Genomic DNA, 13,571 nt, shown 5'->3' with positions numbered 1-13,571 from the left:
AACCCCCGATGGCCAACGCGCTGATCATCGTGGACGTGCAGAACGACTTCTGCGAGGGCGGCTCGCTGGCCGTCGCCGGCGGCGCAGGGGTGGCCGCCGGCATCTCCCAGTTGCTCGCCGCGGAGCCGGACCGGTGGACCCACGTGGTCGCCACCAAGGACTACCACGTCGACCCGGGTGCCCACTTCGGCGATCCGCCGGACTTCGTGGAGTCCTGGCCCCGGCACTGCGTGGTCGGCACCAGCGGTTCGGAGTTCCATCCGGAACTGGACACCGCCCGGGTCGAGGCGATCTTCCACAAGGGCGAGCACGCCGCGGCGTACTCCGGTTTCGAGGGGCACGCCGACGACGGCGAGTGCCTGGCCGACTGGCTGCGCCGGCACGACGTGGACCAGGTCGACGTGGTCGGCATCGCCACGGACCACTGCGTTCGGGCGACAGCGCTGGACGCCGCCCGGGAGGGTTTCGCCACCACAGTGCTGCTGGAGTTGACCGCCGCCGTCGCCCCGGCGACCACCGACGTGGCCCTGCGCGCGATGGACGGCGCCGGGGTGATCATGCACGGCCAGCCTGTGATCAGGGCCGCATGAGGCGCTAATTGGTTGGCCAAGGAGCCGCCGCCGGTCGAGGATGACGCCGGAGGTACGGACCCACGTGAACATGAAGCCTTACCGGCGGGCACTCGCCCTGCCCGGCCTGCGGTCGCTGCTGGTGGTCGCCGTCCTCGCCCGCATCCCGCTCACCGCGACCGGGGTGACGCTGACCTTCCACGTGGTGCTCGACCTTGATCGGGGCTACGGGGCGGCGGGCCTGGTGGGTGCGGCCGTCACCGTGGGCGCGGCGATCGGCGGGCCGCTGCTCGGTCGACTCGTGGACCGGCGTGGACTACGCCCGGTCCTGGTGCTCACCGGGATCGCCGAGGCGATCTTCTGGTCCACCGCGCCCACGCTGGCGTACCCCGTGCTCCTGCCGGCCGCCTTCGTGGCCGGCTCCCTGGCCCTGCCCATCTTCTCCGTGGTCCGTCAGTCGATCGCCGCGCTGGTCCCCGAGGACCAACGTCGCCCGGCCTACGCACTGGACTCGATGTCGGTGGAGCTGTCCTTCATGATCGGTCCGGCGTTGGCGGTGGCGCTGGTCACCGCGATCTCCGCGCAGACCACCATGTATCTGGTCGGTGGCGGCATCGTCGCCGCCGGGATCGCCCTGTGGGTGGTCAACCCACCGATCCGGGAGGCCACCGAGCCCACCGGCCCACAACGCCGGGTGCCGCGCCGGGAGTGGATGACCCCCCGACTGCTCGCCGTCCTGGCGCTCAGCGCCGCCGCGACCCTGGTGCTCGGCGGCACCGACGTCGCGGTGGTCGCCGTCCTGCGGGCCAGCGGCGAGGTCGGGTGGACCGGCGCGGTCCTGGCCATCTGGGCGGTCGCCTCGCTGGCCGGCGGTTTCGCCTACGGGGCCGTGCACCGCTCGTTCTCCCCGCTGGCACTGACCGCCGCACTGGCAGTGTGCACGATTCCGGTGGGCCTCGGCGGTGCGCACTGGTGGCTGCTGTGCCTGGCGCTGATCCCCGCCGGCGCGCTCTGCGCGCCGACCATCGCCGCCGGGTCGGACGCGGTCAGCCGCCTGGTGCCGGCCGAGGTACGCGGCGAGGCGATGGGTCTGCACGGCTCCGCGGTCACCGTCGGCATCGCCATCGGCGCGCCGCTCGCCGGCGCGGTGATCGACGCCAGCGCGCCACTCTGGGGCTTCGTGGTGACCGGGGCGCTGGGCGCGCTGGTCACCCTGGTGGTGCTCCCGATCGAGCTGCGTCGCCGCCGCAACGCCGAAGCGGCCACCCCACCGCCCGTCGAGGCCGACCTCACCCCCGCCGCCCACTGACGGCTGCGCCCACGCCACCGACGGCGGTTTGATGGCCCACCGGCCGGCGGTCGGGCCGGGCGGACCATGGACCGGGTGGGCCGCGGCAGCGGCCAGTCGGGTGTCCGCCGGGCAGCCGGCCCCCATGCATGCTGAAGAGCCGCTTCGGAGCCAGACGACGCGCCGGTGAAGGGACGGTGGAGCGGCCAGGAACGGGCGGGCAGGGCGCGGGAGTGACGTTGGCCGGATATGGCGACGGGCGCCGCTCCCGGTGTCCCGGGGGCGGCGCCCGTCGTACTGCTGAGCTTGAGCGTCAGTGCCTGTCGACGTCGCTCGCGGTGTCCTCGCGGTAGCTGGCCCCGCCGTCCGACTCGCTGGTGAGCGGCTTGGCGCCACCCTCCGGCGGGCCGGCCAGGCTCTGGCCACCGGCCGCCAACTCCGGGAACTTCATGTCGAACGCCGGCCGCTCGGAGCGGATCCGCGGCATCCGGTCGAAGTTGCGCAGCGGCGGCGGGCTGCTGGTCGCCCACTCCAGCGAGTTGCCGTGACCCCAGGGGTCGTTCACCTCGACCACCGGGCCGGTCTTGTACGACTTCCAGCAGTTGTAGATGAACGGCAACGTGGAGATACCGGTGATGAACGCGCCGATCGTGGAGATCGTGTTCAGCGTGGTGAAGCCGTCGCTGGGCAGGTAGTCGGCGTACCGACGGGGCATGCCCTCGTTCCCGAGCCAGTGCTGCACCAGGAACGTGGTGTGGAAGCCGATCATGGTAAGCCAGAAGTGCACCTTGCCCAGGCGCTCGTCGAGCATCCGGCCGAACATCTTCGGGAACCAGAAGTAGATGCCCGCGAAGACCGCGAACACGATGGTGCCGAAGAGCACGTAGTGGAAGTGCGCCACCACGAAGTACGAGTCCGACACGTGGAAGTCGATCGGCGGGCTGGCCAGCAGCACACCGGTGAGACCACCGAAGAGGAAGGTGACCAGGAAGCCGACCGCCCAGAGCATGGGCGTCTCGAAGCTGATCTGGCCCCGCCACATGGTGCCGATCCAGTTGAAGAACTTCATACCGGTCGGCACGGCGATCAGGTAGCTCAGGAAGCTGAAGAACGGCAGCAGCACCTGGCCGGTGGCGAACATGTGGTGCGCCCAGACGCTCATGGAGAGCGCGGCGATCGCGACGGTCGCGGCGACCAGACCCTTGTAGCCGAAGATCGGCTTGCGGGAGAAGACCGGGATGACCTCGCTGATGATGCCGAAGAACGGCAACGCCACGATGTAGACCTCGGGGTGCCCGAAGAACCAGAACAGGTGCTGCCAGAGCATCGGCCCACCGGTTGCCGGGTCGTACACGTGCGCGCCGAGGATGCGGTCCGCGGCGAGCGCGAAGAGCGCGGCGGCCAGCAACGGGAAGACCAGGATCACCAGGAGGCTGGTGACCAGGATGTTCCACGTGAAGATCGGCATCCGGAACATGGTCATGCCGGGCGCGCGCAGGGTCAGCACCGTGGTGATCATGTTCACGGCGCCGAGGATGGTGCCCAGGCCGGAGATGGCCAGACCCATGATCCACATGTTGGCGCCGACGCCAGGCGAGTGCTCGACGCTGCTCAGCGGCGCGTACGCGAACCAGCCGAAGTCAGCGGCGCCACCCGGGGTGAGGAACCCGGCGGTCGCCATCGTGCCGCCGAACAGGTACAGCCAGTAGGCGAAGCTGTTCAGTCGGGGGAAGGAGACGTCGGGCGCGCCGATCTGGATCGGCACGATGTAGTTCGCGAACGCGAACACGATCGGCGTCGCGAAGAACAGCAACATGATCGTGCCGTGCATCGTGAAGAGCTGGTTGTACTGCTCCGGCGACAGGAACTGCAGCCCGGGTCGGGCCAGCTCAGCACGCATGACCAGAGCCATCAGGCCACCGATCATGAAGAACACGAACGCGGTGATCATGTACATGATCCCGATCTGCTTCGCGTCCGTGGTTCGCAGCAGCCGCGCGATGGCCGACCCCTTGACCGGCTCCCGGACCGGCCAGGGCCGGGTCACGACCGGCTTGGGTGCGACGGTGGTCACGAGTGGCCTCCGGTTCTCGGTTGTCCCGCTCGGCACACGCTGGTTATCGGCGGGCCGTCATCCGCAAGGAGGATAGTCCCCGGCAGGTCGCAGCGCCGCGTGGGGTGGCGTGACACGATCTACTACGGGCCTACAGCGGGCCGAGCAGGAGCCGGTAGTGCTCGCCGAAGATCCGGTCGCCGCGCCCGCGCAGCAGCGGGTCGCGCAGCGCCGGCGGCACGTCCCTGGTCCGGTTGCGGTCCCGGGTCCGGTCGCGCACCCATCGGGTACGCGGACGGCGACGACTTTCGTACGCCACGAGCGCCGCCTCCACGCTGTTGGCGGCGCGCAGCGACTCGGCCAGCACCACGGCGTCCTCCAACGCCATGGCCGCACCCTGCGACAGCGTCGGCGCTGTGGCGTGCGCGGCGTCGCCGACCAGCAGGACCCGCCCCCGGTACCAGCGGCCCAACTCCACCTCGTCGGTGATCCCGACGTGCACCTCGTCGAGGGCCGCCAGCACCTCGGGGACCGGGCCGCGGTAGTCGGCGAAGAGGTCCCGCAGCCGGGCCAGCGGGTCGGCGGGTTCCTCGGTGCCGGCCTCGTCGGCGTAGAGGTGCAGCCGCCCGGCACCGATCGGCACCATCAGGAACCCGGAGCGCTGGCCGAGCAGTGCGGTCCACTCGGTGACCGGCGGGCCGTCGCGCAGGACGGCCCGGTAGACCACCTGCCCGACCGGGCGCGGCGGCCCACCGAGCGCCGCCAGCGCACGGACCGAGGAGCGTGGCCCGTCGGCGCCGATGACCAGGTCGTACTCGGTGGTGGTGCCGTCGGTGAAGGTGACGCCGACCGCGCCCGGGAGCAGGTCCAGGGTGCGGACCTCGGCGCCGTGCCGGACGGCGCCGCCGGCACCGCTGAGCAGCACCCGGTGCAGGTCGGCCCGGGGTAGCGCACGGCACTCGCCGACGCCGGCCCAGAGGGCGTCGAGGTCGACCTCGCAGAGTTGCGCGCCCGCCGCGTCGAAGAACCGCTGCCGGCGGATGACCTGCCCGATCGGCCGGACCGGGTCGTGCAGGTCGAGCCGGTGCAGCGCGCGGGCGGCGTTGCCGGGCAGGTAGAGACCGGTCTCGGTGGACTCCCCCGGTGGCAGCTTGTCGGTGACGTCGGGCCGGAAGCCCGCCAGGCGCAGCGCCCGGGCTACGGCCAGGCCGGCGATGCCCGCGCCGACGACGAGGATGCGCAGGGGGGAGCCACCCATGGTGGTGTACGCCTCCGGAGGGGGAGCGGCACGCGTTGGAGGCAACACGCTACTCGGAGCGATCGGTGCACACCAGGCCCAATCGGCCCACACCCCGCCGCTCGTCGGTGACCCGCGCCGCTTGCCTGGCCGTCCGTCGCCAGCCGTCCGGCGCGCATGGCAATCCTCACAATTGACCAGTTCGACGCGGACGGTTGCGCACCAGTTTCAGACATGTAAATGTGTCGTTGAGCGTGGGAGCGCTCCCGCAGTACCCCACCACATCCGGCGCCCGGCACGCGCCGAGTCAAGGAGTGTCATGAAACGTCAACTTCGGGCCCTGGCCGCCGCCGGGTTGCTGGTCGCCAGTTCGCTGGTGGCAGTGGCCCTCGGCGGCAGCGCCTCCGCCGACACCCAGATCTGCGAACAGTACGGCTCGACAGTCATCCAGGGCCGCTACGTGGTGCAGAACAACCGCTGGGGCACCACCGCCCAGCAGTGCATCAACGCCACCAACAACGGCTTCGAGATCACCACCCTGAACGGCAGCAGCCCCACCAACGGGGCGCCCACCGCGTACCCCTCGGTGTTCTTCGGTTGTCACTACACCAACTGCTCCCCCGGCACGAACCTGCCGATCCAGGTGAGCCAGATCAGCAGCGCCACCAGCAGCATCTCCTACCGCTACGTCAGCGGCGCCACCTACAACGCGTCGTACGACATCTGGCTGGACCCGTCGCCCAAGCGGGACGGGGTGAACCAGATGGAGATCATGATCTGGCTCAACCGGCAGGGTCCGATCCAGCCCATCGGCTCGGTCGTCGGCACCACGAACCTGGCCGGCCGCACCTGGGAGGTCTGGCGGGGCAGCAACGGCTCCAACAACGTCATCTCCTACGTCGCGTCGTCGGCGATCTCCAGCCTGAACTTCAGCGTGCTGGACTTCATCAACGACACCCGCAACCGGGGCGCGATCACCAACTCCTGGTACCTGACCAGCATCCAGGCCGGCTTCGAGCCCTGGCAGGGCGGCGTCGGCCTCGCGGTGACCTCGTTCTCGGCAAACGTCAACGGTGGCGGCCAGCCGCCGACCGACCCGACGACCCCGCCGCCGAGCGGTGGCGCGAGCTGCGCGGTGAAGTACACGGCGAACTCGTGGAACAACGGCTTCACGGCCGACGTGCAGATCACCAACACCGGGTCCAGCGCGATCAACGGGTGGACGCTGACCTACGGCCTGCCCGGCGGGCAGCAGGTCACCAACGCCTGGAACGCCACTGTGAGCCAGAGCGGGTCGACGGTGACCGCCCGTAACGTCGGCCACAACGGGTCGGTCGCACCCGGGGGCACGGCCAGCTTCGGCTACCAGGGGACGCTGAACGGGTCGTACTCGTCGCCGACCAGCTTCTCGCTCAACGGGGCAACCTGCTCCCGCTCGTGAACTGACGGTGGGGGCGCGACCATGCGGTCGCGCCCCCACCACTTGCGAGATCAGGGTCAGACGCGGGTGAGGCGTACGGCGTCGGCGATGACCAGGCCGGTGGTGTTGCTCCACCGGCTCACGCCCACCCGGTTGGCGTCACCGGCCGGGAGTGTGAACGTGCCGAGGATTCGCCACTGCCCGCCGGTGGCCCGTTGGTCGACCCGGACGGTCTGGTTGCCGGTGCTGGTGGCGACGATGTACGGGGCGGCGCTGTTGTAGCCCGAGTTCGCCGGCCACCAGGCCTCGACCCGGTAGCTGGCGGTGGCCGGGACGTTGAACCTGTACCACGCGACGTCGCTGGCGGCGACCGGGTCCGCGTAGCGGTAGTCGGCGCCGTACCGCTGACTGGAGTACGACGACACGCCCCAGTTGGCGCTGGCGGTGAACCGACCGCTGGTGGTGTTGTCCACGGTGGAGGACCACGCCGTGCCGCCGCCGGCCATTCTCGCCGCCACGTCGGCGCGCATGACGTTCAGGTCGATGAAGGACGGGTCGATCTTGCCGGTGGTGCTGGTCTCCCGGTGGCCCCGGGCGTAGCTGCTGTCCCGGCCGAGCCGGGTGAGCACGGCGGCGGTGGCGGCGAGCGACGCGTTGTACTGCGCGGCAGTCATCTCCTGGTTGACGCCGTTGTAATCGATCTCCCACCCGATCATCAGGGTGTTGCCGTCCCCGGCCGGGATCGGCCCGCTGCCTCCGCTCACCCCGGCGTGGTTGCACCGGCCGGCGGAGATGACGTGGAAGACACCGTTGTAGTCGACGAGCGCCTGACACAGCGGGCCCGGCAGGTCGGACCGGCCGTTGATGCAGATGCCGAGCGCCGGGTGCGGGTTGCTGGCGCTGGAGGTCGAGGCGGTGTGGTGCCAGAGCACCCCGATCGGGTCGAAGGAGCCGGGTCGCATCCGGTTGAGCCAGTCCCCCTCGACAACGACCTGGACCCCGGCAGCGCGCAGCACGTCCACCAGCCAGGGAATCGTCGCCATCAGGCGTCCTGAAGCAGGTCGGCGAGGCATTCGGCTTTCGGCGCGGCGCTGGCCGCGGCGGGTCGGGCGACGACGGTCAGCGCCGTGACCACCAGGGCGGGGATGCCGAGCACCCCACGGCGGCGCAGACGGATGGACGGGATTCGGGCCATGGCGATCCTCCAGCGACGGCGGGTACGAACGGATCGACGAACGTGATGACGGGCACGTTATACCGTCACGTACGTCGATGTCGATACCCTTCATGGCTGGGTCGCAGGCTGAAGGATTTCGCCGATTCAGACCTCGCCGAGCGCGTCGATGTCGCGCATCTCCTCGGCCGTGAGCGAGAAGTGGAAGACGTCGAAGTTGGCGGTGATGCGCTCCGGGGTCACCGACTTCGGGATCACCACGATCTCGTGGTCGATGTGCCACCGCAGCACCACCTGCGCCGGGGAGACGCCGTGCGCGCCGGCGATCCTGGTCAGCACCGGATCACTGAGGTCGCTGGTCTTGAACGGGCTGTACCCCTCCAGCACCACGCCCCGGTCCCGGTGCTCGGCGTGCCGCTGCCTGTCGTACAACGACGGGCTCCACCGGATCTGGTTGACCGCCGGGTTCTCCTCGGTGGACTGGATCAGCTCGTCGATCTCCGCGGTGCTGTAGTTGCTGACCCCGACCGCCCGGGCCAGGTTCTGGTCGCGGGCGGCGAGCAGCTCGCGCCAGAGCGGGATGCTGTCCCCCGGCGACGACGGTGGCCAGTGGATCAGCCAGAGGTCCACGTGCTCGACGCCGAGCGCCTCCAGGCTGGCCTCCAGGGTCGCGCGCTCCCGGCCCACCCGGTCCGGCGGGAGCTTGGTGGTGATGAAGAGATCCTCGCGGCGCAGCCCGCTCTCCCGCACCGCCCGGCCGACCTCCCGCTCGTTGCCGTACACGGTGGCGGTGTCGAGGTGCCGGTAGCCGGTGTCGAGCGCGGCCAGCACGGCGTCGTAACCGGCCTGGCCGGTGGCCTGCCAGGTGCCGAAGCCGAGCAGGGGCATCCGCACGTCACCGGGGAGCAGGGCGGTGGGCTGGTCGGTGAGGTCCATGAGGTCCGTTCTACCCCGCCACGCCCCCCGCCGCCGAGCGAATCGGACACTCGGAGGGCGTGAGCAGCGTCGACGTGCCGTACGCGCAACGCCGGGAGCTGCTCGATGGGCTGGTCTTGGCCGGTACGCACTGGCAGACTCCGCCGTGGTTCCCCATCGACGCGGTGTGACGGCGAGGAGCGACGTGTACCTGACCCACCTGGACTGCCCGCGCTGCGGCAAGGAGCACGCCGCCGACCGGTTACAGAATCTCTGCGAGTGCGGATCGCCGCTGCTGGCCCGCTACGACCTGCCGGCCGTGGCGAAGGCGGTCACCCCGGAACGCTTTCCACTGCGCCCGGCCGACCTGTGGCGCTACCGGGAGGTACTGCCGGTCGCCGACCCTCGACACGTCACCACGCTGGGCGAGGGCTGGACGCCGCTGTTGCGCGCCCCGGCATACGGCACCGAGATCGGCATCGCGGACCTGATGGTCAAGGACGAGGGGTTGATCCCGACCGGCTCGTTCAAGGCCCGGGGTGCTGCGGTCGGGGTGAGCCGGGCCCGCGAGCTGGGCGTCGAGCGGATCGCGATGCCCACCAACGGCAACGCCGGGTCGGCCTGGGCCACGTACGCCGCGCGGGCCGGAATGGGCGCGACAATCGTCATGCCGTTGGAGGCGCCGAGCATCTGCCGCCGCGAGTGCGTCGCCGCCGGCGCCGACCTGCGCCTGATCGACGGGCTGATCGGCGACGCCGGTCGGCGGGTGGCCGAGCTGATCGCGGAGTCGAACGGAGCGATCTTCGACGCCGGCACGCTGCGCGAGCCCTACCGGCTGGAGGGCAAGAAGACGATGGGGTACGAGATCGTCGAGCAGCTCGGCTGGCAGGCGCCCGACGTGATCATCTATCCAACCGGCGGCGGGGTCGGCCTGATCGGCATCCACAAGGCGCTGCACGAGCTGCGCGAGCTGGGCTGGATCGGCGACAAGCTGCCTCGGCTGGTGGCGGTGCAGTCCACCGGCTGCGCGCCGATCGTGCGGGCCTTCGCCGCCGGCGAGGATCGGGCGCAGCCGTGGGCGGACGCGCACACTGTGGCGTTCGGCATCACAGTGCCAGCCCCGCTGGGCGACGAGTTGATCCTGGCGGCACTGCGGGAGTCCTCCGGTACGGCCGTCGCCGTCGACGACGCGGACATCCTGGCCGATCTGCGGGACTTCGCCTCACGGGAGGGGCTGCTGCTCTGCCCAGAGGGGGCGGCCTGCCTCACGGCGGCGCGGCAACTGCGCGCGGGCGGGTGGATCCGGGCCGGCGAGCGGGTGGTGGTGCTCAACACCGGCTCCGGGCTGAAGTATCCGGACACCGTCGACGTCTCCGGCGTACCCCTGATGCGGTGAGGTGACGGCACCCCGCGGACCGAGCGGTACGCGGGGTGCCGTCGTGCCGGTCTACTGGTAGGTGATGTCCGAGGGTGAGTAGAGGCAGTTGACGCCGTCGGCGCCCTCGCCGATCTCGGTGGGCTCGCTGCCCTTCGGCACGCCCTTGTACTTCACGCAGATCGAGGTCTCCCGGTCCGGGTCGCCGACGATGGTGATCCGGCTGAACCGGGCGGTGTCGCCCCAGTTGGTGTTGATGCCGGCGATCGCGTCGGTGTTCCGGACGATCACGTTGTCGAACACCACGTGCCGCTGGTACGACGTGGAGCAGTTGCCGCAGGCGCGGTAGAGCTTGCCGGCGTTCTCCACCCGGAAGTTCTTGATGTAGACGGTGCCCGAGCCGTTGTGCTGGAAGACCTTGTCGCTGGCGGAGCGGGCCCCGCCGCCGTCGACGGTGTACGTGGTGCCGCCGCGGAAGGTCGCCGCGTCCTCGCCGACGTCCTCCCACCAGACGTTGATCAGGGTGCAGTTGCCCTCGCAGTGCACGCCGTCGCCGGCCGGGGCGCCGATGATCACGTTGCGCAGGGTGGCGCCGGCGGCCAGCTCGAACATCGGGTCCTGGCTCTCACTCTGCCCACCGTCGCCGATGCCGTAGTAGCGCTTGAGCCCACCGTCGAAGGTGCCGGAGACCGCGATCGTGGCGTCCACCTTCTGGCTGCTGGTGGGCGTCGGCCAGCCAGCCGGCGGAGGTGTGGTGGTCGGCGGCGGCGTGGTCGGTGGCGGAGTGGTGGTCGGTGGCGGAGTGGTCGGGGTGCCACCGCCGGAGGAGTCGACGGCCACGTCGTCGAAGCCGCCACTGGCGTACGCGGTGACCAGCCCGATCCGGCCCGCGCCGGCCAGGCTGTTGCTGCCGGACGCGATCTGGGTGCCGTTGACGAAGCCGCGGATGGTGCTGCCGCTGGTCTCGATGCGCAGTGTGTACCAGGTACCGGTGCCAATGCTCAGCGCGGCGGAACCGATCGCCGTGACGGAGCTGCCGTTTACCGCCTGGAGCTCGGCCCGGCCGGAGCCGAGCAGGGCCAGCCGGTACATCTTGGTGCTGCTGGTGGAGCGGGCGGCGAGCCCGACCAGGGCGCTGGACGAGCCGAAGCTCGTCGGCCTGACCCGGGCCTGCACGGAGTAGTTGGTCCAGCTGGTCTGGCCGGCGAACTGCCGGGCCAGCTCGCTGCCGGCGTTGGACTGGTTGAGCACGCCCGAGCCGTCGACGGTCCAGGTGCCGCCGGACTTGGACCAGCCGGAGGTGTCGCCGTCGGTGAAGTCGTCGCTGAAGACGGTGGCAGCGAAGGCCGAGGTCATGCCAGCGGCAAGGGCCGCCGCTGTCACACCGGCGCCCACCGCCAGCAGGAGTGGTCGGCGGCCGGAGAGTCGTCTTTTTCGCACAGGTGTCCTCCTTGACGCATGTGGTGGTGATCCCTCGGCGGCCGTGCCGAGACGTGTCGGCACGGCGTGCTGCGCTGGATGGGATCGGTGTGCGCCCCCGCCGGACGCCCGGATCCGAAGCGGAGTGAAGCGGGATCGAAGCCCTGGGGAAAGGGCTTTCCCGATGCTTCGAGGCTAGGACCGTCCAACCATCAGCGTCAATGCCTGGCGTTTGCAGGTCTGTTGCAGGATTCCGGCCGGGACGGAAACGCCGACCGATCAGTAGCTCTCCGGCTCGGTGATCCGCCAGGCCGCGTTGATCAGCCCGATGTGCGAGAGCGCCTGCGGGGTGTTGCCGAGCTGCATGCCGGTCGTGAGGTCGATCTGCTCGCTGAACAGCCCCACGTCGTTGGAGTACCCGACGACCCGCTCGAAGAGCGCCTCGGCGCGCTGCGGCTCGCCCGTCATCACCAGGCACTCCACCAGCCAGAACGAGCACAGCAGGAAGCCGGCCGGGTCGGTCGTCCAGCGGCGCATCAGGCCGTCCTCGGTGCCCAGCTCGCGCTCGACCATCGCGATCGTCGAGCGCATCCGCGGGTCGGTGGCCGGCAGGAAGTGCGTGACCGGCAGGGCGAGCACCGAGGCGTCCAGCTCCGCCGAACCGAACGCGCCGGTGAACGCCCCGATGCGGTCGTTCCACCCCTCGCGCAGCACGGTGTCGCGGATCTCGTCGCGTACCCGGGCCCAGCGAGTGGGGTCGGCCCGATCACCGAGCCGGTCGGCGAGCCCCACCGCCCGGTCCATTGTCAACCAGCAGGACACCTTGGACGAGACGTAGTGGCGCTCCTCGTCGCGGGTCTCCCAGATGCCCCGGTCCGGCAGGTGCCACGTCGCGGCCACCTGCTCGGTCAGCCCGAGCACCATCTCCCGCAGCTCGTCCTCGAACCGCGCGCCGAGGTAGTCGCGCAGCCGCCACACCGCCGACATCACCTCACCCGGTACGTCGAGCTGCCGCTGCCGCCAGGCGTCGTTGCCGACCCGCACGGGTCGACTGTCGCGGTAGCCGCGCAGGTGGTCGCAGTGGTGCTCGGAGACGTCGCGCTCCCCCTCCAGCCCGAAGAGCACCGGCACGGGCTCATCGCCGAACCGGCCGATCGAGCGGGTCGCCCAGGCGAACAACCGGGACGTCTCGTCGGGGCAGGCCGCGACCCAGAGCGCCCGCATCGTCAACGAGAAGTCCCGAAGCCAGGAGTAGCGGTAGTCGTAGTTCCGGTCGCCGCCGATCTGCTCGGGCAGCGAGGAGGTCAGCGCGGCGGCGACCGCGCCGCTGCGGGCGTACGTGAGGCCGGTCAGGACCGTCGAGCTGTGTTTGACGAGTTCGGGGTAGCGGCCGGAGTACCCGTGCGTCTCCCGGAACGCCTGCCACGCCTGTGTCGTCTCGGCGAGGGTGATCAGCGGGTCCACCCGGGCCGGCGGGTCGCCGTACGCCTCGCCGAACGCGAGGTCCATCCCGATCACCTGACCGGCGGACACCTCGAACTCGTGGGTCACCCGGTCCGTGCCCGCCCGCAGGTGCAGACCCCCGGCGCGCAACATGAGCAGCACCGGGCCGGCGCCGGCCAGCACCCCGCCGTCCGGCTGCTCGTGCAGGTACGGCGTGAGCAGGCCGTACTCCGGGCGGGGCGCGAAGTCCAGTGCCATCCGCACCCGCCCGGAGATCCCCTCGACCACCCGGATCAGCACAGCGGGTGAGTTCTTGCCCAGCTCGTGGGCGCGGGCGCCCACCTCGGCGGCCAGCGCGTCGGTGACCGCCACGCTGCCGTGCGGGGTGTGGTGCACGGTCCGCAGCACCAACGTGTCCGGCAGGTACGCGCGCTCCACCCGGTGACCCGGGCCGCCGACCCCGACCGGCGCCAACCGGAAGTGGCCGGCCCCCGGGTCGAGCAGCCGCGCGAACACTGACGACCCGTCGAACCGGTGCGGGCACCACCAGTCGATCGAGCCGTCCTTGCCGACCAGGGCTCCCGAACGAGAGTCCGAGAGGAACCCGTAGTCGGAGATCTGCGGCTGCTGCTCCACCCGCCGGGGGTACCCGCATCGGCCCGGATCAGACCGGACGGA

11 protein-coding genes are annotated in these 13,571 nt (G+C 70.8%); 4 read left to right on the top strand and 7 right to left on the bottom strand.

Translation table 11 applies throughout. The features are described from left to right. The first annotated feature begins 8 nt into the window (after window positions 1–8). Complete coding sequence (locus tag ACLJOK_RS21695; protein ID WP_410820518.1) at window positions 9–590, top strand: isochorismatase family protein; 582 nt, start codon at window positions 9–11, stop codon at window positions 588–590. A 40-nt stretch (window positions 591–630) separates the two neighbouring features. Then, window positions 631–1,878, top strand: coding sequence for an MFS transporter (locus ACLJOK_RS21690; protein ID WP_410820517.1), 1,248 nt, complete (start codon window positions 631–633; stop codon window positions 1,876–1,878). Between the two features lie 292 nt (window positions 1,879–2,170). Here ACLJOK_RS21690 and ctaD read toward each other — a convergent pair whose 3' ends face one another. Both ctaD and ACLJOK_RS21680 read right to left on the bottom strand, forming a co-directional pair. Further along, complete coding sequence (gene ctaD / locus ACLJOK_RS21685) at window positions 2,171–3,931, bottom strand: cytochrome c oxidase subunit I (RefSeq protein ID WP_410820516.1); 1,761 nt, start codon at window positions 3,929–3,931, stop codon at window positions 2,171–2,173. 130 nt (window positions 3,932–4,061) lie between these two features. Beyond that, on the bottom strand, window positions 4,062–5,168 hold the full coding sequence (locus tag ACLJOK_RS21680; protein WP_410820515.1) for an FAD-dependent monooxygenase: 1,107 nt from the start codon (window positions 5,166–5,168) through the stop codon (window positions 4,062–4,064). Between the two features lie 298 nt (window positions 5,169–5,466). Here ACLJOK_RS21680 and ACLJOK_RS21675 point away from each other — a divergent pair, with 298 nt between their 5' ends. Further along, entirely contained in the window at window positions 5,467–6,588 is a 1,122-nt protein-coding gene (locus tag ACLJOK_RS21675) for a GH12 family glycosyl hydrolase domain-containing protein (protein WP_410820514.1), read from the top strand. Between the two features lie 56 nt (window positions 6,589–6,644). On the opposite strand, the gene ACLJOK_RS21670 is transcribed toward ACLJOK_RS21675, so the two are convergent. The 3 genes from ACLJOK_RS21670 to ACLJOK_RS21660 form a co-directional block, all read right to left on the bottom strand. Next, complete coding sequence (locus ACLJOK_RS21670) at window positions 6,645–7,610, bottom strand: N-acetylmuramoyl-L-alanine amidase (protein ID WP_410820513.1); 966 nt, start codon at window positions 7,608–7,610, stop codon at window positions 6,645–6,647. Continuing rightward, window positions 7,610–7,762 carry a hypothetical protein gene (locus tag ACLJOK_RS21665; protein WP_410820512.1) on the bottom strand — a complete coding sequence of 51 codons (153 nt, stop codon included), beginning with the start codon at window positions 7,760–7,762 and terminating at the stop codon, window positions 7,610–7,612. Before ACLJOK_RS21665 ends, ACLJOK_RS21670 begins: the two co-directional genes overlap by 1 nt. A gap of 126 nt (window positions 7,763–7,888) precedes the next feature. Then, entirely contained in the window at window positions 7,889–8,677 is a 789-nt protein-coding gene (locus ACLJOK_RS21660; protein WP_410820511.1) for an aldo/keto reductase, read from the bottom strand. A gap of 184 nt (window positions 8,678–8,861) precedes the next feature. On the opposite strand from ACLJOK_RS21660, the gene ACLJOK_RS21655 reads away from it, so the two are divergent. Then, the gene (locus ACLJOK_RS21655; protein ID WP_410821558.1) at window positions 8,862–10,052 is read left to right on the top strand and encodes a threonine synthase; all 1,191 of its coding nucleotides are present in this window, start codon (window positions 8,862–8,864) and stop codon (window positions 10,050–10,052) included. Window positions 10,053–10,103: 51 nt separating this feature from the next. Here the strand turns inward: ACLJOK_RS21655 and ACLJOK_RS21650 are convergent, their stop codons facing one another. Then, window positions 10,104–11,471, bottom strand: a complete 1,368-nt coding sequence (locus ACLJOK_RS21650) for a pectate lyase (protein ID WP_410820510.1) — start codon at window positions 11,469–11,471, stop codon at window positions 10,104–10,106. A gap of 258 nt (window positions 11,472–11,729) precedes the next feature. Next, window positions 11,730–13,529 (bottom strand): glycoside hydrolase family 15 protein, encoded by a 1,800-nt coding sequence (locus ACLJOK_RS21645; protein ID WP_410820509.1) that lies wholly within the window; start codon window positions 13,527–13,529, stop codon window positions 11,730–11,732. Between the last annotated feature and the right edge of the window lie 42 nt (window positions 13,530–13,571).

The sequence above is a fragment of the Micromonospora sp. 050-3 genome, assembly GCF_046549335.1.
In the GTDB taxonomy this organism is placed as follows: Bacteria; Actinomycetota; Actinomycetes; order Mycobacteriales; family Micromonosporaceae; genus Micromonospora; species Micromonospora trifolii.
This window is presented reverse-complemented; position numbering and strand designations above follow the sequence as displayed.

Bases quoted from the DNA above. Each gene is read 5' to 3' on its own strand.
- ACLJOK_RS21660 (WP_410820511.1), bottom strand. From the start codon at position 8,677: ATGGACCTCACCGACCAGCCCACCGCCCTGCTCCCCGGTGACGTGCGG.
- ACLJOK_RS21695 (WP_410820518.1), top strand. From the start codon at position 9: ATGGCCAACGCGCTGATCATCGTGGACGTGCAGAACGACTTCTGCGAG.
- ACLJOK_RS21670 (WP_410820513.1), bottom strand. From the start codon at position 7,610: ATGGCGACGATTCCCTGGCTGGTGGACGTGCTGCGCGCTGCCGGGGTC.
- ACLJOK_RS21675 (WP_410820514.1), top strand. From the start codon at position 5,467: ATGAAACGTCAACTTCGGGCCCTGGCCGCCGCCGGGTTGCTGGTCGCC.
- ACLJOK_RS21665 (WP_410820512.1), bottom strand. From the start codon at position 7,762: ATGGCCCGAATCCCGTCCATCCGTCTGCGCCGCCGTGGGGTGCTCGGC.
- ACLJOK_RS21690 (WP_410820517.1), top strand. From the start codon at position 631: ATGACGCCGGAGGTACGGACCCACGTGAACATGAAGCCTTACCGGCGG.
- ACLJOK_RS21680 (WP_410820515.1), bottom strand. From the start codon at position 5,168: ATGGGTGGCTCCCCCCTGCGCATCCTCGTCGTCGGCGCGGGCATCGCC.